This is a genomic window from Ruminococcus bromii (genome assembly GCF_002834225.1).
Classification (GTDB): Bacteria; Bacillota; Clostridia; order Oscillospirales; family Acutalibacteraceae; genus Ruminococcoides; species Ruminococcoides bromii.
This window is the reverse complement of sequence record NZ_NNSR01000028.1, coordinates 42,331-59,559: the sequence shown is the minus strand read 5'-3', so window position 1 is coordinate 59,559 and position 17,229 is coordinate 42,331. Positions and strand designations below refer to the sequence as shown.

The 17,229-nt window shown below is 37.7% G+C and carries 17 protein-coding genes; 13 read left to right on the top strand and 4 right to left on the bottom strand.

The genetic code is table 11. The features are described 5' to 3' along the window. The first annotated feature begins 10 nt into the window (after positions 1-10). From RBATCC27255_RS02680 to RBATCC27255_RS02660, 5 genes are all read left to right on the top strand, one after another. On the top strand, positions 11-1,189 hold the full coding sequence (locus RBATCC27255_RS02680) for a polysaccharide pyruvyl transferase family protein (RefSeq protein ID WP_101028620.1): 1,179 nt from the start codon (positions 11-13) through the stop codon (positions 1,187-1,189). Further along, positions 1,190-2,473 (top strand): Coenzyme F420 hydrogenase/dehydrogenase, beta subunit C-terminal domain, encoded by a 1,284-nt coding sequence (locus tag RBATCC27255_RS02675; RefSeq protein WP_101028619.1) that lies wholly within the window; start codon positions 1,190-1,192, stop codon positions 2,471-2,473. It abuts the gene before it with no gap. Then, complete coding sequence (locus RBATCC27255_RS02670) at positions 2,463-3,998, top strand: oligosaccharide flippase family protein (protein ID WP_242958555.1); 1,536 nt, start codon at positions 2,463-2,465, stop codon at positions 3,996-3,998. Before RBATCC27255_RS02675 ends, RBATCC27255_RS02670 begins: the two co-directional genes overlap by 11 nt. 7 nt (positions 3,999-4,005) lie before the next feature. Further along, the gene (locus RBATCC27255_RS02665; protein WP_101028617.1) at positions 4,006-5,244 is read left to right on the top strand and encodes a nucleotide sugar dehydrogenase; all 1,239 of its coding nucleotides are present in this window, start codon (positions 4,006-4,008) and stop codon (positions 5,242-5,244) included. A gap of 151 nt (positions 5,245-5,395) precedes the next feature. Then, a complete protein-coding gene (locus tag RBATCC27255_RS02660) occupies positions 5,396-6,403 on the top strand; it encodes a LicD family protein (RefSeq protein ID WP_101028616.1) in 1,008 nt (335 codons plus the stop codon). 23 nt (positions 6,404-6,426) lie between these two features. Here RBATCC27255_RS02660 and RBATCC27255_RS02655 read toward each other — a convergent pair whose 3' ends face one another. Both RBATCC27255_RS02655 and RBATCC27255_RS02650 read right to left on the bottom strand, forming a co-directional pair. After that, a complete protein-coding gene (locus tag RBATCC27255_RS02655) occupies positions 6,427-6,993 on the bottom strand; it encodes a manganese catalase family protein (protein WP_242958559.1) in 567 nt (188 codons plus the stop codon). Beyond that, on the bottom strand, positions 6,986-8,197 hold the full coding sequence (locus RBATCC27255_RS02650) for a recombinase family protein (protein WP_101028614.1): 1,212 nt from the start codon (positions 8,195-8,197) through the stop codon (positions 6,986-6,988). Before RBATCC27255_RS02650 ends, RBATCC27255_RS02655 begins: the two co-directional genes overlap by 8 nt. Before the next feature lie 180 nt (positions 8,198-8,377). Here RBATCC27255_RS02650 and RBATCC27255_RS02645 point away from each other — a divergent pair, with 180 nt between their 5' ends. The 4 genes from RBATCC27255_RS02645 (at position 8,378) to RBATCC27255_RS02630 (ending at position 11,354) form a co-directional block, all read left to right on the top strand. Beyond that, positions 8,378-9,190, top strand: a complete 813-nt coding sequence (locus tag RBATCC27255_RS02645; protein ID WP_101028613.1) for a transporter substrate-binding domain-containing protein — start codon at positions 8,378-8,380, stop codon at positions 9,188-9,190. 142 nt (positions 9,191-9,332) lie between these two features. Next, a complete protein-coding gene (locus RBATCC27255_RS02640) occupies positions 9,333-9,983 on the top strand; it encodes an amino acid ABC transporter permease (protein WP_021883421.1) in 651 nt (216 codons plus the stop codon). Between the two features lie 12 nt (positions 9,984-9,995). Further along, a complete protein-coding gene (locus RBATCC27255_RS02635; protein WP_101028612.1) occupies positions 9,996-10,793 on the top strand; it encodes an amino acid ABC transporter ATP-binding protein in 798 nt (265 codons plus the stop codon). 171 nt (positions 10,794-10,964) lie between these two features. After that, on the top strand, positions 10,965-11,354 hold the full coding sequence (locus RBATCC27255_RS02630) for a hypothetical protein (protein ID WP_101028611.1): 390 nt from the start codon (positions 10,965-10,967) through the stop codon (positions 11,352-11,354). A gap of 114 nt (positions 11,355-11,468) precedes the next feature. On the opposite strand, the gene RBATCC27255_RS02625 is transcribed toward RBATCC27255_RS02630, so the two are convergent. Then, positions 11,469-12,752: a GTP-binding protein gene (locus RBATCC27255_RS02625; RefSeq protein WP_101028610.1), complete on the bottom strand. Its 1,284-nt coding sequence runs from the start codon at positions 12,750-12,752 to the stop codon at positions 11,469-11,471. 218 nt (positions 12,753-12,970) lie between these two features. Here RBATCC27255_RS02625 and RBATCC27255_RS02620 point away from each other — a divergent pair, with 218 nt between their 5' ends. Genes RBATCC27255_RS02620 through RBATCC27255_RS02610 form a run of 3 tightly spaced genes read left to right on the top strand, consistent with a single transcriptional unit; the run spans position 12,971 to position 14,754 of the window. Next, positions 12,971-13,534, top strand: a complete 564-nt coding sequence (locus RBATCC27255_RS02620; RefSeq protein ID WP_101028609.1) for a Maf family protein — start codon at positions 12,971-12,973, stop codon at positions 13,532-13,534. After that, positions 13,527-14,456, top strand: coding sequence for a serine O-acetyltransferase EpsC (gene epsC / locus RBATCC27255_RS02615; RefSeq protein ID WP_101028608.1), 930 nt, complete (start codon positions 13,527-13,529; stop codon positions 14,454-14,456). The genes RBATCC27255_RS02620 and epsC overlap by 8 nt, the downstream gene beginning before the upstream one ends. Positions 14,457-14,475: 19 nt before the next feature. Beyond that, complete coding sequence (locus tag RBATCC27255_RS02610) at positions 14,476-14,754, top strand: GNAT family N-acetyltransferase (RefSeq protein ID WP_101028607.1); 279 nt, start codon at positions 14,476-14,478, stop codon at positions 14,752-14,754. Positions 14,755-14,815: 61 nt separating this feature from the next. On the opposite strand, the gene RBATCC27255_RS02605 is transcribed toward RBATCC27255_RS02610, so the two are convergent. Further along, a complete protein-coding gene (locus RBATCC27255_RS02605) occupies positions 14,816-16,150 on the bottom strand; it encodes a sodium-dependent transporter (RefSeq protein ID WP_021883415.1) in 1,335 nt (444 codons plus the stop codon). A 178-nt stretch (positions 16,151-16,328) separates the two neighbouring features. Between RBATCC27255_RS02605 and RBATCC27255_RS02600 the strand changes: the two genes are divergently transcribed. Next, the gene (locus RBATCC27255_RS02600) at positions 16,329-17,216 is read left to right on the top strand and encodes a LysR family transcriptional regulator (protein WP_101028606.1); all 888 of its coding nucleotides are present in this window, start codon (positions 16,329-16,331) and stop codon (positions 17,214-17,216) included. Positions 17,217-17,229 lie beyond the last annotated feature (13 nt).

Sequence of the window (17,229 nt, the reverse complement as noted above, 5' to 3'; positions counted from 1 at the left end):
GTGAGAATATATGAGAAAAATTGTTATTACAGGTGGAGAGCTTCAAAACAAAGGAGCTCAATCTATGGTATTTATTTGTGTTTCCGAACTGCACAAAAGGTTTCCAAATCACGAGATTTTTGTAATTTCAGATTTCTATACAGATTCTAAACAGGAAAAAATTTTTTGTTTTAACATAAGAACATTCGGTACGGTTGTAGATGTTATTAGAAAAAATAACCTTAAACAAAAAATATATTATATGATAAAAGGTTATGACAAGAAAGAAAACGAGAAACAGAATGAATTTTTTCGTGATGTTGATTTGATGATTGATATTAGCGGTTACGGACTTGGTGATGCTTGGAACAAGTACGAAATTGAACATTATTTATATAGAATTGAGTGTGCAAAGTATTTTGGCATAAAAGTGTATCTTATGCCCCAATCGTTTGGACCTTTTAAAACATTTGATAAGTCTTTGTTAAAAAGAACTAAAAAGGCACTTGAGTATGCAAGCACAATATACGCAAGAGAGCGACAGGGATACGACTTATTGATAGAGAAATTTAAACTAAAAAATGTTAAAATATCTTATGACCTTGTACTGAATAATAAGAGTGTTGATTTGAACTCCGTATACAAAAATATTCCGATGTCGTGTGACTTTAATGTAAAAACAAATAGTATCGCAATAATCCCAAATGTTAGGAACTCAGTAGTATGCTCTGAAAAAATTTTGCTTGAGGCATACAAATCGTTAATAGATAAATTTATAGTATACGGTAAGAATGTATATATTTTAAGACATTCCAATAGTGATATTGATATTTGTGACAAAATCTTTAAAATGTTCCATAATAACAATGTCTTTTTGATTGAACAGGAATTATCATGTGTTGAATTTAGCAATATTGTAAATAAATTTGATTTTGTAGTCGCATCCCGTTTTCACTCTGTTGTACATTCATATAAGAATGCGGTTCCGTGCCTAACAATGGGTTGGGCAGTGAAGTATTTAGAGCTTCACAAACTCTTTCATCAAGAAAAATACTGCTTTGATGTGAGAAATAATTTTGATATATCAAAATTATTAAGTGCTGCGGAAGATTTGCTGAATAATCATTCAAATCAATCGGAAATTATTTCTAAAGAATTAAATCAAGTACAAAAACACAACATATTTGATGATATAAATTTGGAGAACTAAATGAAATCTGTTGCTGAAATACGAGATAATAATTTATGCTGTTCTTGTGGTATTTGCAAAAATGTTTGCCCTGCAAATGCTATAAAATACATAAGAGAAAACGGAATGTTTGTTCCTGAAATTTCCGATGTCTGTGTATCGTGTGGAAAATGTTATAAGGTATGTCCGTCTGTACAGCATAGTTATGAAAAAAACAACTTGCACCAAGCTATGGTTGGAAATTTAAAATTTGCAATAAACGCTTGGAGTAAAGACAGTGATATTCGTCATTTTAGCGCTTCCGGCGGTGTGATAACTACAATTGTCGAGTATCTGTTATCACACGATTATTATGATTATGTTTTTTCTGTGGATACATACAATTACCATTCTCAGGTAAAAACAAATAAGTATGACAAACACTCATATAACTTAAATGATATAAGCACACAAAAATATACTAAATCAAGGTATATACCTGTATCACATGAAAATTTAGTTGATTTTATCATGAATAACAGTGATAGTAAGGTAATAATAATTGCCACTTCGTGTGCTGTGCGTGGAATATTGAATGTTATAGATAAGTTTAAGCTTAACAGAAATAATTATCTGTTGTTGGGCTTATTTTGTGATCAGGTATATAATTACAATTGCTGGGAATATTACAGCGATATGTTATTTGATAATTACGGAGATATATCCGAATTTAATTTTAAAAACAAAGATAGTGGCGGTTGGCCGGGAAATATGAAATTTTATTTTTCTGACGGGAAATGTGTTTTTAAAAATAAATCAGAACGAGTTAAAATTAAAGACTATTTTAAACCTGAAAGATGTGTTTATTGTGTTGATAAGTTAAATGTTTTTGCTGATATTTCTTTAGGCGACAATTATACAGATCAAAATTCGTCTTCTTTAGGAAGCAATTCCGTTATTATAAGGACGAATTTAGGTGAGAAAATATTTAAACTTATTTCAGAGACAATCGACTACGAGCGTATTGATGTTGATAAAATTTGTGTTGCTCAATATTTTGATGGCAGAAAGAAAAATTATGAATTTTCTTTATTAAAAAATTCCGAGTTGAATGATAACTTTCAGCTCAATTCAGTTATGGATTATGAGCATAATTCAAATGCTGCTTCCGAATATAAAACAGTATTAAGAAATTTACATTATGGTGAAATATATCCACTGAATCGTAAGAAGCTTATTAAGCAAATACAGAAAAGTGGCAGAAAAACTAATCAATTAAAGAGAATATTTTGTGCATTATTAAGGAGATTGCATAATGAAAGTTAATCAACTTCGTGCGGGTACATTACTATCATATGTTAATCTTGCAATAGGTAGTATTATACCTATGATATATACCCCTATTATGTTAAGAATGCTTGGACAGGCTGAGTATGGTTTGTACAGCTTGTCAAACTCCATAGTTGGGTATTTGTCATTGCTGAACTTTGGATTCGGCAGTACCATCATCAGATACATATGTAAATATAGAGCAGAAGGAAAAAAAGAACAGGTAAGAAGTGTATTCGGGCTTTTTCTGCTCATATATGGAATAGTATCTGCTTTGGTAATTATTGGCGGATTTGTTTTAATGTTATGTACAGATGCGTGTTTTTCTAAAGGATTGACCCCACAGGAAGTTGATAAGTTAAAAATATTGATTATTATGATGGCGTTTAACACAGCCATTGCATTCCCAATCAGTGTTTTTTCATCAATTATCACTGCATACGAAAGATTTGTATTTAGAAGAGTTGTTGACATTTTTTCTACAGTATTAGCTCCTGTTGCTAACATTGTACTGCTATACTTTGGATTCGGCTCAATTGGTATGACCTTTTCAGGCTTGTTACTTAATTTTATTGCATGCCCTATCAATATATATTATTGTTTTAAAGTTTTAAAAATAACGCCAAAGTTTGTACGGTTTGAAAGTGCTTTTATTAAAGAACTGCTTGTATTTTCAGTGTACATATTTATAGGAACTTTGGTAGATATGCTGTTTTGGGCGACGGACAAGGTCATTTTAGGTGCATTGGTGGGAACTGTAGTTGTTGCTATTTATAATGTCGGTTCAACATTTAATAATATATTGATGCAGTTATCGCAAGCTGTATCTGGCGTAATTGGTCCTAAAATCAATTCAATGGTTACTTTGGACGGTGATAATACTGAGGCTTTGTCGGAAGTGTTTATCAGAATCGGAAGATTACAGTATCTTTTGTTGGCATTAGTAGTTTCGGGTTTTATAGCTTTTGGTCACCCCTTTTTAATTATGTGGGCGGGTGAAAGTTATGGCGAATCTTATTATATAGCTCTATTAACAATGATTCCTCTGGTAATTCCGTATATTCAAAACACAGGATTAACAATTGTTATAGCACAAAATAAGCATAAATTCCGTTCTTTGGTTTATTTAGCAATAGCTATTTTAAATGCAGTATCCACATATTTTATAGTTCCTTATTGGGGTGGTTTTGGAGCAGCACTGTGCTCTTGTGTATCCTATGTATTAGGTCAGGGAATAATAATGAATATATATTATTATAAGGTTACTAAAATCAATATTCCTTTGTTTTGGAAAAATATTTTATGTATGTCATGGATTCCGGCCTTATTGTGTGTGATGACATTTGTTGTGTCAAATTTTATAAGCTTTTATTCATGGAGTGCATTTTTGTTTGCTGTTTTGATATATGCGTTATTATACTCAATTGGCAGTTGGTTTTTCTCTATGAATGATTATGAGAAGGATGCTATTCGTGTGCCAATTAGAAACCTGATGAATAAATTAAAAAAGCGAAAGGCGTGAATAAAAAATGAAAATAGCTGTGGCCGGAACAGGGTATGTTGGCTTGTCTATCGCTACTTTGCTGTCTCAGCACAACGAAGTTATTGCTGTTGACATCATTCCCGAAAAGGTAAAACTGATTAACGACAGAATACCGCCGATAAAAGATGAATATATCGAAAAATATTTCAAGGGAAAAAATCTAAATCTGTATGCTACCTTAGATTGTGAAAAAGCGTACAAAGATGCAGATTTTGTTGTAATAGCTACACCAACAAACTATGATCCAAAGAAAAACTATTTTGATACATCTGCTGTTGAAGATGTTATAAAACAAGTAATAAAAATCAATTCCAAAGCTATCATCGTTATTAAATCAACGGTACCGGTAGGTTATACTAAGCATATAAGAGAAGAGTTTGATTTTGATAATATAATTTTCAGTCCTGAGTTTTTGCGTGAATCAAAGGCATTATACGATAATCTATATCCTTCTCGAATTATTGTCGGTACGGATTTATCGGACAAAAAAGTTGTTGAAGCAGCAAATTTATTTGCCAAATTATTGAAACAAGGTTCTATTGCTGATAAAGTAAATATACTGATTATGGGTTCTACAGAGGCAGAGGCGGTTAAACTATTTGCAAATACATATCTGGCTCTTAGAGTGTCCTACTTTAATGAATTAGATACTTATGCCGAAATGAAAAATCTTGATACTAAGGCAATCATTGACGGCGTATGTCTTGACCCACGAATCGGTAGCCACTATAATAATCCAAGTTTCGGATATGGTGGATATTGTTTGCCTAAAGATACAAAGCAGCTTTTGGCAAATTATAACGATGTTCCCCAAAATATGATTTCTGCAATCGTTGAATCTAATAGGACAAGAAAAGACTTTATAGCAAGTCAAGTTCTGAAAATGGCAGGATACTACGATTATGATAGTGAAAGTCAGTACGATGCCTCAAAAGAAAAAAAGGTTACAATCGGCGTTTTTAGATTAACGATGAAGAGTAATAGTGATAATTTCAGACAGAGTTCAATACAAGGTATCATGAAAAGAATTAAAGCAAAAGGTGCAGAAGTTATTATTTATGAACCAACATTGAATGATGGGGAATCTTTTTTCAGAAGCCGTGTTGTCAATAATTTAGAAGAATTTAAAGCTAAAAGTGACGCAATTGTTGCTAACAGATATAGCCAAATTCTTGATGATGTTAAAGATAAAGTGTATACCAGAGATATTTTTATGAGGGATTAAATGATTTAAATAGAATGTTTTTATACTATCCAAGTAAATCTATAAAAAATTTTTATGTTGACTTGTAAAAGCGTCAAAGCAGGTAATTATATTTTGTTAAACTGTACAAAGTTTTAATTCATAATTCGAAAGGAGAATAATAATGCCTTAGTTGAGGGAAGTACAATTATTTGATTTACAAATACTGAAAGATGTTGTAAGGGTATGTGATAATAATAATATTAAATATATGATTTCATCTGGTACTTTACTTGGTGCTGTCAGACACGGTGGATTCATTCCGTGGGATGACGATACAGATATATATATGCCACTTTCGGATTATAAAAAGTTTTTGAAAATAGCACAGCGTGAGTTGGGCGAAAAGTATTTTGTCCAAAACTACAAAACAGATAAGAATTATTCTGAAATGTGGACTCAGATAAGAGCAAACGGAACTACATCTATGCCTGTTAAGGCTTACAAATTTGATATTCATTATGGTATGTGTATGGATATTTTTCCGGCAGTGGGAGTAAGTGATGCTCCAAAAAAGAAATTAAAACAAAAAAAGGCTTTGAGTTTGAACAGATTGTTACTTCATGATGCCTATGCCAAAGCTGTTAATGAACCGATGAATTATAAACTCAAGCTAATTTATGCCATTCCAAGGTGTATAAGAAGAATGATTTGTAAAATCAACGAACATAGAATTATGCTCGATCCGATGAAATATAATCAATGGGCTGCTGTATGGTATTCAATGGAGATTTCGGTAATACAGCCAAAAAAAATTCTTGAAAAATTCACAAAGATAAAATTTGAAGATGAATATTTTAATACATTTGATGATTATGATTTGTATTTAAAAAATGTGTATGGTGATTATATGACGCCACCTCCTGAGAATAAAAGAGGTGGACATACCGATGAATTAGGAAATATTATTTTTGATTTGCATAAGGATTATAGCGAATACAAAAAAGAATTGTCAGAAAAGTATGATCAAAATGAAAAAAATATAAGGTCGGTTTTACAATGGGTGACTATATCTAAATATAAAAAGGGAGAAATGCAAGTTTATTTATTAGACAAAAATTCATGGACCAGTAAAAAAGCCGCAGATAAATTTTGTAAAATGGTTGAATTCGTAAGCTTATTGAAATGCACAAGCCCATAAATACTTGGACTTGTGCATATTTTTTACTTTTTCTTCTTTTTCAATTCATTTTTAAAGCATTTTTTATCGAATGAGGGGTTGAAGGCGTAGAAGTTCTTTTCGTTGAGTTTATCGGTCAAGAGGCGGAGGTTTTCGCCGAAGCGTTGATAGTGGACAACCTCACGGGCACGCAGAAAGCGAATCGGATCTTTTACATCGTAGTCATCGCAGAATCTGAGGATGTTATCGTAGGTTGTTCGGGCTTTTTGCTCAGCCGCCATACTTTCGTGCAGATCGGTTATCGGATCGCCTTTAACCTGCATTGATGCAGCTGTATAGGGAAAACCTGCTGCCGCCTGTGGGAAAATTCCGGTTGTGTGGTCAACAAAATAGTCACCGAATCCCTGTTCCTTGATTTCATCCTCGGTGAGGTCTTTCGTCAGCTGATATACTATTGCACCGATCATTTCAAGATGATTAAGTTCTTCTGTGCCTATGTCGGTGAGAGTGCCTTTGAGTTCTGGCAATGGCATTGCAAATCGTTGACTCAGATATCGTAATGATGCACCCAACTCACCGTCCGGACCGCCGTATGGCAGAATGTTACTTATTTTGACTGAGAAATATGTTGAGGTGGGAGGCTTTGCGGTCAAATATTATTCTTTTTATAATTATGGATAGTAAGTCGTTTTGCGTTTTTAAGGGATAAGTTTCTTTAATCGTGAAAGCATCATTGATTAAATTATTCTTTATAAGAATATTGATTGCTTTAATTACAACTTTTTCAATCTTTTCAATTCTTACGCTGTGCGATGAATGGCAGTTGCCGTGAATGTAGGCGGAGCATTGGAGAAAATTATTTTTAATCGGAACGAGGGTTGAATTACAGTTTGAACACTTGACAAGATTTTGAATAAGGTGTCTGATTTCAGTTTGTTTATGGGAATGTTCTTTGCCTATTATTCTTTGCAAGAATAATATTTGCCTTGTTTGTTCAAAAATTACTTCATCAACAATCGGTTCGTGAATGCCGTTTGAAATTATCAAATTTTCGTTATAGAAATCTCTGCCCGTTTTGCAGATTGGATTCCACCTGATTTTGCCGACATAAACGGGATTTTGCAAAATGTATTCAACGGCACGGCAATCCCAATTATTGCCTTTGGAAGTTTTAATTTTTGCTGAGTTCAAGTTGTCACAAATCATATTTATATCTTTATTATTCAAAAAATCGGCAAAAATTTTACTGACGATCCGGGCTTTTTCAGCGTCAACCACAAGCCTTCCGCCTGTCACTTTATAGCCAAAGGGTGCAATGCTGACGATGCCGCCACGCTCGGCTTTTTCGGTCATTCCTCGCCTTACCTCACCCGAAAGCCGAATCGAATAGTATTCGTCCGACCATTCGATAATGCGTTCAATCAGCTTGCCGAAAGGTCCGTCATCAACGGGTTCGGACACGCTGATGACTTCAATACCGTTTTTTCTCAACAGCGATTTATAGAAAATGCTTTCCTCCTGATTGCGGGCGAATCGTGAAAATTTCCAGACAAGTACAGCTGAAAACATGGGAGGCTTTTGCTTTGCAAGGCTTATCATTCGGTTAAATTCGGGTCGCTTGTCGGCATATCTTCCCGAAATTCCGTTGTCACGAAAAATGAAATCCTCATCAATCAGATAGCCTTTTTCATCTGCAAATTTTCTGATGATTTTCAGCTGGCTTGACGGTGAAAGCTCCGTTTGATTTTCGGTTGACACCCTTATGTATGCCGCCGCATAGTGATTTTGGTTGTAATAATCAGACAAATTAGCCACCTCTTGCAGTAATAATTCTTTTATGCAATAATATGCCTGCGATTGGAAGAAAATTCTTCGGCAAATTTCTCGAAAACACTTTACTTTGCTAACGCACTAATGTATAATATACAGAGGTTGTTTTGCAAGGTGATTTGCAGAACATAGGTAGAGAGTATATCAGATTACGGAGGAATAATTATGAAAAAGAAAAAGTTACTTTCTGTACTTCTTGCAGGTGCAATGTCAGCGTCAATTTTTGTAGGTTGCGGTTCTTCTGCAACGGACTGGGATTATATCTCAAACAAGGGAGAGCTTGTTATCGGTGTTACATATTTTGAGCCGATGAACTACCTCGATGCAGACGGCAAGCTTACAGGTTTTGAAACTGAGTTTGCAGAGGCAGTTTGCGAGAAAATGGGCGTTACTCCAAAGTTCCAGAAAATTGACTGGGATTCAAAAGAAGTTGAGCTTAACTCAAAGACAATCGACTGCATCTGGAACGGTCTTACAATTGATGACGACAGAAAGTCAACAATGGATATTTCAACTCCTTATATGGAAAACAAGCAGGTTATGGTTGCAAAATCTGATGTTGCAGACAAAATCAAGTCAGCAGATGACCTCAAGGATAAGACAGTAGTTGCAGAGAAGAAGTCAGCAGGTGAAACTGTTGCTCAGACAGACGAGTTCTTCTCAAGTGCAAAGTATGTTTCAGTTGACGCACAGGCTAAGGCCCTTCTCGAGGTTAAGTCAGGCACAGCAGATGTTGCGGTTATCGACTATGTAATGTCAATCGGTACACTCAAGAGCGGTTCGGATTATTCTGACCTCAAGGTTGTTGACGGCAAGGACTTTTCACCTGAGCAGTACGGTATTGCACTTCGTAAGGACAGCCCCGAAACACTCAAAAAGCTTAACGATGCTATTCAGGCAGTTGCCGATGACGGCACACTTGATAAGATTGCAGAGAAGTACAGCCTTCAGGATCTTCTTCTTGTAAAAAAGAAATAATTTAATTAAAATAAGCTTGTACATACAGGGCGGACTATGTTCGCCCGTTGTGCTTTTTATTGATTATAAATTTACAGGTTCAAATTTGTAAGCCTTTTGATATATTCAAAACTGAAAATACTTGGATAGAGTGGTATATAAAATGGATCAATTTTTTAATGTAAGCGGTCAGTTGCTTGAGGGATTCGGAGAAAACTGTATAATTTTCATTGTAACCCTGCTTGCGGCAATTCCGCTCGGACTTATTATCTCAATGGGTTCAATGTCAAAATTCAAGCCGTTAAAATGGCTGACAAAAACATTTGTGTGGATAATCAGAGGTACTCCGCTGATGCTCCAGCTTTTCGTAGTGTTCTATGTTCCGCCGCTTGTGTCAAACGGCAGTGTGACATTTGCACGAATGAATGCCGCACTTATCGCATTTATAATCAATTATGCCGCATATTTTTCTGAAATCTTCCGTGGCGGTATCGAGTCTGTTCCAAAGGGACAGTACGAGGCAGGTCAGGTGCTCGGCATGACAAAGGGTCAGATTTTCTTTAAGGTTGTTCTTTTGCAGGTTGTAAAGAAAATTACTGCACCCATGGGCAACGAAATTATTACTCTTGTAAAGGATACTTCGCTTTCAAGCGTTATCGCAATTCCGGAAATTCTTATGAGAGCAAAGGACTTCTCAATGCAGGGACTCATCTGGCCGCTTTTCTATTCGGCAGTATTCTTCCTCGCATTCTGCGGAATTCTTACCTTGCTTTTCTCATTTATCGAGAAAAAGCTTGATTACTACAAGGGTTAAGGGGGAAAGGTTATGTCTTTGTTAAATGTTGAAAACATCCGCAAAAGCTACGGCAAAACAGAGGTTTTGAAAGATATCAGCTTTTCTCTTAAAAAGGGTGAGGTGCTTGCGATTATCGGCTCATCGGGATCTGGCAAGACTACGCTGTTAAGGTGTCTTAATTTTCTTGAAACTCCGGGCAACGGCAAGATTTCCGTCAATGACAAGGTGCTTTTTGACAGCAATGACAGCTCTGCAAAGAGCGACAGCGAAATCAGAAAAAGACGGCTTCACTTCGGACTTGTGTTCCAGTCATTTAACCTGTTTCCGCAATATACGGTTATCGAGAATATTATGCTTGCTCCAAAGCTTGCCGCAAAAGAGCAGATAAAGCAGACAGGCGAATATATGGGCGCAAAAAGCTATAAAGAGGCACTTGAAATTATCAAGAACAATGCGAAGTCTTTGCTTGAAAGGGTAGGACTTTCCGAAAAGAGCGAGTCATATCCTTGTAATCTCAGCGGCGGTCAGCAACAGCGTGTTGCAATTGCAAGAGCGCTTGCACTCAATCCCGATGTGCTCTGCTTTGACGAGCCTACCTCCGCACTTGATCCCGAACTCACGGGTGAGGTGCTTAATGTTATCCGCAGTCTTAAAACCTCCGACAGCACAATGATTGTTGTAACTCACGAAATTGAGTTTGCAAGAGATGTTGCCGACAAGATCATTTTTATGGCTGACGGTGTAATCGCCGAAGAAGGCACTCCCGAACAGGTAATCAACAATCCGCAAAATCCAAGAACCCAGGTATTTTTGTCAAGGTTCAACTGATAACTGAATATTAGGTTAGGAAAGCACTCGAAAGGGTGCTTTTTTACATATTTTTACAAATAACCTTGAAAAGTTTATGCCATTGTGCTATAATAATCGTGTCATTCACTGACAAAGGCACAAAGCCTGAAAAAATGAGAAATCCCGATAAGGAAAACGGAGGAAAAACAAATGAAAAGAATTTTCACAATCAGCGTTGCGGCTGTTATGGCACTTCTTATGGTGCTTTCACTTACAGCTTGCGGTAATTCAACACTCGGCTATTACAAGCTTACAAGTGCAGAAGCAAGCGGTATGAGCTTTGACAGCAGTACTCTTGCCGCTGTCGGTATGGACAAAGGCTACATTCTTCTTAAAGAAGACGGCAAGGCTAAGCTTTCTGCAGCCGGTCAGGAGCAGGAGCTCACATACGATGACAAGAACTTTACAGCAGACGGCGAGAGCATTCCATACACACTCAAAGACGGTGTTATTACAATGGAAAAAGATGGTACAAAGCTCGTTTTCACATTTGACGCTAACTTCAAGCCTGAGGCATCAACAACAGAGTCATCAAAGTAATAAAACTTAACGGTGCAAAAATTTCGGCAGTCCAAATCGGACTGCCGTTTTTGTATATCCAACAAAAAAACAAGGGCAGCGGATTCCGTTGCCCTCAATTTTTATAAGATTTTATCAGTCTGAAAGACACTCGTCAAGTGCGTCAACAATTGCGTGCCTGTCCATATGCTGACCGATGAATACAAGCTTGATTTCTCTGTCACCGTATTTTTCGTCCCACTTTTCAGCCATATCGGGATACTCTGCAAGATAGAGCTTCTGCTGTTTCTTTGGGAATGCGGCAAGCCACTTGCCCTGTTCCGTAGCAGTAATCTGAACGCCTGCCTGCTCGAATACATAAACATCTTCTCTCTTGTCATCAAACCAGAGAACACCTTTTGCACGGACTACGCTCTTTGGCCAGTTCTCAACAAACTGCTGGAGCTTGTCCTGATTGAAAGGACGAATGCGGTGGTAAACAAATGAACCGATGCCGTATTCTTCTTCGCCGTCCTCATGATCGTGGTCGTGGTGACAGCAATGACCGTGTTCGTGGTCGCAATGAGAGTGGTCAAGACCGTCCTCATCATTGTCATGATCGTGATGCTCATGTTCGTCATGGTCTTCATCGTGGTGGTGATGGTGGTGATGATGACCGTGACGGTCTGTATCCTCGTCATCTTCATCCTTATCATAAATCTGAGCCCAACCTGCGGATGCGGCTGTTTCTTCAAAATTAAAGCACTTTGTATCGAGAATATCCTTAACTTCAACCTTGCCGAACTGTGATTCAATAATTCGTGCCTTTGGCTGAAGTGTCTTAATCATAGCCTTAACTCTCTTGAGCTGTTCCTCTGTTACCTTGTCAACCTTGTTGAGGATGATTGTTGAACAGAACTCAATCTGCTGGATAAGAAGACTTTCAACATCCTCTTCGTCAACATCTTCCTTGAGGAGATCATCACCGCAGCCAAATTCCGTTGCCATACGGAGTGCGTCAACAACTGTAACAATGTTGTCAAGACGGACAAGCTCCGGTATATTGTTTTCCTTATCGCCCTCAAGAACTGAGATTGACTGTGCAATCGGAAGGGGTTCGCAAATACCGCTTGCCTCAATGAGAATGTAGTCAAACTTGCCTGACTTTACAAGGTCTGTAATCTGGTTGATAAGGTCAACGCTCAAAGTACAGCAGATACAGCCGTTTGTAAGCGGAACAAGGTTTGTATCTTTCTGAGTAACAACGCCTGCCTTTTGAATAAGCTCTGCGTCAATGTTTACTTCACCGATATCGTTTACGATAACGGCACATTTGTAGCCCTCCTGATTGCCGAGGACATGGTTGATAAGAGTAGTTTTGCCTGCACCGAGATAACCTGTAAGAAGCGTTACGGGAACAGGAAGCTTAATGTTAGCCATATATTTCATTTCCCTTCGTTGAATTGTGCTTATTTTATGCGGATTACCGCTGTCCTTAAATATAGCACTTTGCAAAATTATTGTCAATACAAAGTGCGGAGTGCGGTCAATCCGAATAGCTGATTATTGCTGTACATTTTGTGTTTTTTGTATAATCATCTTTTATTTATTTCGGTTTTATGTTACAATAGTCAAAAGTAATTTTACGGAGATAGATTATGATTGTACTTGCATCTGCTTCACCACGAAGAAAAGAGCTTTTAAGTTTTATAACAACCGATTTTAAAATTGTTCCCGCAGACATTGACGAAACGGTTGAGAACAATGTTCCGCTTGAAAAGCGTCCCGAATATCTTGCCGTCAAAAAGGCATTGTATATTTCAAAAAACGGCTATGAAAAAGATATTGTAATCGGTTGTGACACGGGAGTTTTTGTTGACGGAAAAATGCTCGGCAAACCTAAGAACAGGGAAGATGCCGAGAATATGTTAAAGCTGCTTTCGGGCAGACAGCACAAGGTTATCACGGGTTGTTGTACCGTCAAAAACGGTGTTGCAAAATCATTTTCCAATGTAACGCTTGTTGAATTTTTTGAACTTTCCGATTCGGAAATTGAGGAGTACATTGCAACGGGCGAGCCTTTTGACAAGGCAGGTGCATACGGAATACAGGGCAAAGGTTCTCTGCTTGTAAAGAAGATTGACGGCGACTATTTTAATGTTGTCGGACTTCCCGTAAGTGAATTAAACAGGATTTTGAAAAAGGAGTATTCATATGAATGATAATATAAATAAAACAGTCAATGAAATTCTCGAAAGCTATTCAAAGCATGAACAGACTTGCAGACTTTCGGAGGATAACATTATCAACAAATCTGTGCTTATTCATGTGCTTGAAGAAATCCGCAAGCTGTTGTTTCCGGGCTACTTTGACAAGAACAGAGTAAGAGAAGAATACATCGGCTATATTGTAGGCGACAGAATAGAATTTATTCAGTACAACCTTAAAAAACAGATTGCAAAGGCTTTAAAGGGCTGCGAAAAGTGCAACGACCTTTCATATGATGAGGTTATGGAAAAGTCAGAAAAGTTGGTTTATGAGTTTCTCTCAAAGATTCCGTCAATCCGCGATTACCTTGCAACAGATGTTGTTGCGGCCTTTAACGGCGATCCTGCCGCATACAGTACGGATGAAATCATTCTTTGCTATCCCGGATTTTTTGCAATCACGGTTTACAGAGTGGCACATGAATTGTGGAAGCTTAAAATCCCGATGATTCCGAGAGTGCTTTCGGAGTATGCACACGGACTTACGGGAATTGATATTCACCCGGGTGCGACAATCGGCAAGTATTTTTTCATCGACCACGGTACAGGCATCGTAATCGGTGAAACTACCGAGATAGGCGAGAATGTAAAAATCTATCAGGGTGTAACCCTCGGTGCGTTGTCAACAAGAAAAGGTCAGCAGCTTAAAGGTGTTAAAAGACATCCTACTATCCGTGATAATGTTACAATCTATTCGGGTACAACTATTCTCGGCGGTGAAACCGTAATCGGCAAGGGTGCAACAATCGGCGGTAATGCCTTTATTGTGAACTCAATTACCGAGGGTATGAAAGTAAGCATTAAAAACCCCGAACTCCAGTTCAGCCCCGACCTTTCGGAAAACAATCAGGACAAGTATTGGTATTGGATGATTTAAGCTTACGCTTTAATGGAAAATTGAATGCGGATTTGCAACTGTTGAATACATAGTCAAGGAGAAATCTCCGTACGGTTTGCAGAGAAAATTCTATCAGATTGCAGAATTCGGAGTTGATGAAAACTTCCGCAGAATGGGTGTTGCAACCAAGCTGATAAATTTCTGCAAACAAGAGGCTAAGGACAGAGGCTTTGACAGGCTGGAACTTGATGTGTGGGAATTTAACGAGGGTGCAATGAAGTTTTACGATTCCGTAGGATTCAAAACCTACAGAGAATACAAGGAAATGAATATTTAAACCGAAAAAATCCGTATGAAGATTGCTCCATACGGATTTTATTTTGTGTATCAAATTTTATTTATTGCCATTTAAAGGTGACGAGTCCGTAAACATAGATAAATGCGATAGCTGTAGGAACTACATATTTGAAAATCGGTTTCATCCACGAACGCACTTTCATACCGATGCCCATGTTGGCTTCTTTAATGAAGTTATCCCAACCCCAGCCGAACTTGTTGCAACAGAACAGAGCAAGCACAAGAGAACCGAGAGGAAGAACATTTGTGGAAACAATGAAGTCCCAAAAATCAAGCCATGTTGTACCCTCTGCAAACGGCTGAAAATGAAGAACGCTGAATCCGAGAGCCGTTGTGAGTGCAAGCACAAACACTACAATTCCGCAAATAAGACTGCCTTTTATTCTTGACCAGCCTGTCAAATCACGAATCATTGCAAGAATATTTTCGCAAACACCCAAAACGGTTGACATTGCCGCAAACACCATAAACAGGAAGAAGAGCGAACCCCATATTCTTCCGCCGGGCATATTGTTGAACACGGTTGCCATTGTGTCAAACAAAAGGTTCGGACCTGAATTAACTTCAAGGTTGTAAGTAAAGCAGGCAGGGAAAATGATTATGCCTGCAAGCAGAGCTACGAGTGTGTCAAGAGAGATAACATTGATTGCCTCGCCCATAAGTGAATGGTCTTTGCCGATATAACTTCCGAAAATAGCCATACCGCCCATACCTGTTGACAGCGAGAAAAATGCCTGATTCATCGCACCCACAACAACATCACCGTTGATTTTTGAAAAGTCGGGTTTGAGGTAAAATGTCATACCCTCACCCGAACCGCTCAAAAACAGACTGTGGATTGCAAGCACAATCATAAGTGCAAGCAAAGCAATCATCATATATTTTGTTATCCTCTCAAGTCCGCCCTGAATGTTGAACGAGAGTATAACAAAGGCGATAACAACCGTTATCATCATAAAAATAACATTGACTGACGGATTTGCAATCATTGTGGTAAATCCGAGGTCACGGTTGTTACCCGTCAGAAAATTTATGAAGTAGTAAATTATCCAACCGCAAACAACTGTGTAAAAAGCCATAATTGCAAGGTTGCCCACAAGGCATGCCCAACCGAAACCGCCCCATTTTTGCTTTGGCTTTTCAAGTTTGCGGTACATTTTAATCGGACTTGTCTGTGCCGCTCTGCCCACCGAAAATTCCATTATCAAACACGGAATTCCCAAAACAATAAGACAGATGATGTACACAAGCATAAAACTTCCGCCACCGTATTGTCCGCACATCCACGGAAACTTCCACACATTTCCGCAACCGATTGCACAGCCTGCCGAAAGCATTATAAATCCGAGTCGGCTTCCTAATTTTTCACGATTCACAACACAAGTCCTCCTGCCGAATTTATTTTATCTACACAATATTTTTTCGTCATAAATACTGCTCCTTTGTTTATTTTGCAATACAAAGAGTAGTATAGCAAATAAAATACCATTTGTAAAATTGATAAAGCTGTGCTATAATAACGAAGATATCGTTCGTATAAAAGAGGATTTAGTTATGGATACCAATGTGCTTAAAACCTTTGTAGCTGTGTGCGAATATTCGGGATTTTCTGCTGCAGCGGAAAAGCTCGGCTATACCCAGTCAACCGTTTCATCACAGATAAAACAGTTGGAAAGCGAGCTTAACACGGTGCTTTTTGACCGCTTTTACCACAGAATCAGCCTGACTTCCGACGGCATAACGGTTCTGCAACACGCAAGAGAAATTCTTGAATCTCACGAAAAGATGCTTGAAGATTTGCGTACCCCCGAAACAATTGAGGGCAACATTCGCCTTGCAATGTCAAGTTCTGTCTGCAACCGGTTTTTTAAAGATGATTTTCTTGAGTTCAGAAAGCATTTTCCTAATATTCACCTTGTCGTTGTCGAAAGCGGTACAGAGCAGATGTTTGATATGTTACGCAAAAATGAGGTTGATTTGATTTTTACTCTTGACAGCCACATTTATGATTCGGAATTTATAATTTGTGCAGAGCATGAGGAAAAGGTTCACTTCTTTGCATCAGTTGACAATCCACTTTTGAATAAAGAAAATATTTCGCTAAAAGAATTATGCACCGAGGATTTTGTACTGACCGAAAGTAATATGAGCTACAGAAAATTGCTCAACAATGAACTTGCCGCACAATCGATTGAAATTCACCCTGTTTTGGAAATAGGAAACCCTCTACAAATTTGTTCTCTAATCAAAAACAGCAAAATGATCTCGTTCTTGCCTGATTTCATCACGGAGGATTACTACAATTCGGGAGAGATAAAACATCTTCCCGTCAACGATTGTGATGTTTCGGTGTGGACGCAGTTGCTTATCCACAAAAACAAGTGGAAATCTCCTGCACTTAATGCGTTTATTGATTTTTATCGGGATGTTATACGAAAATAAAAAGTATCACATT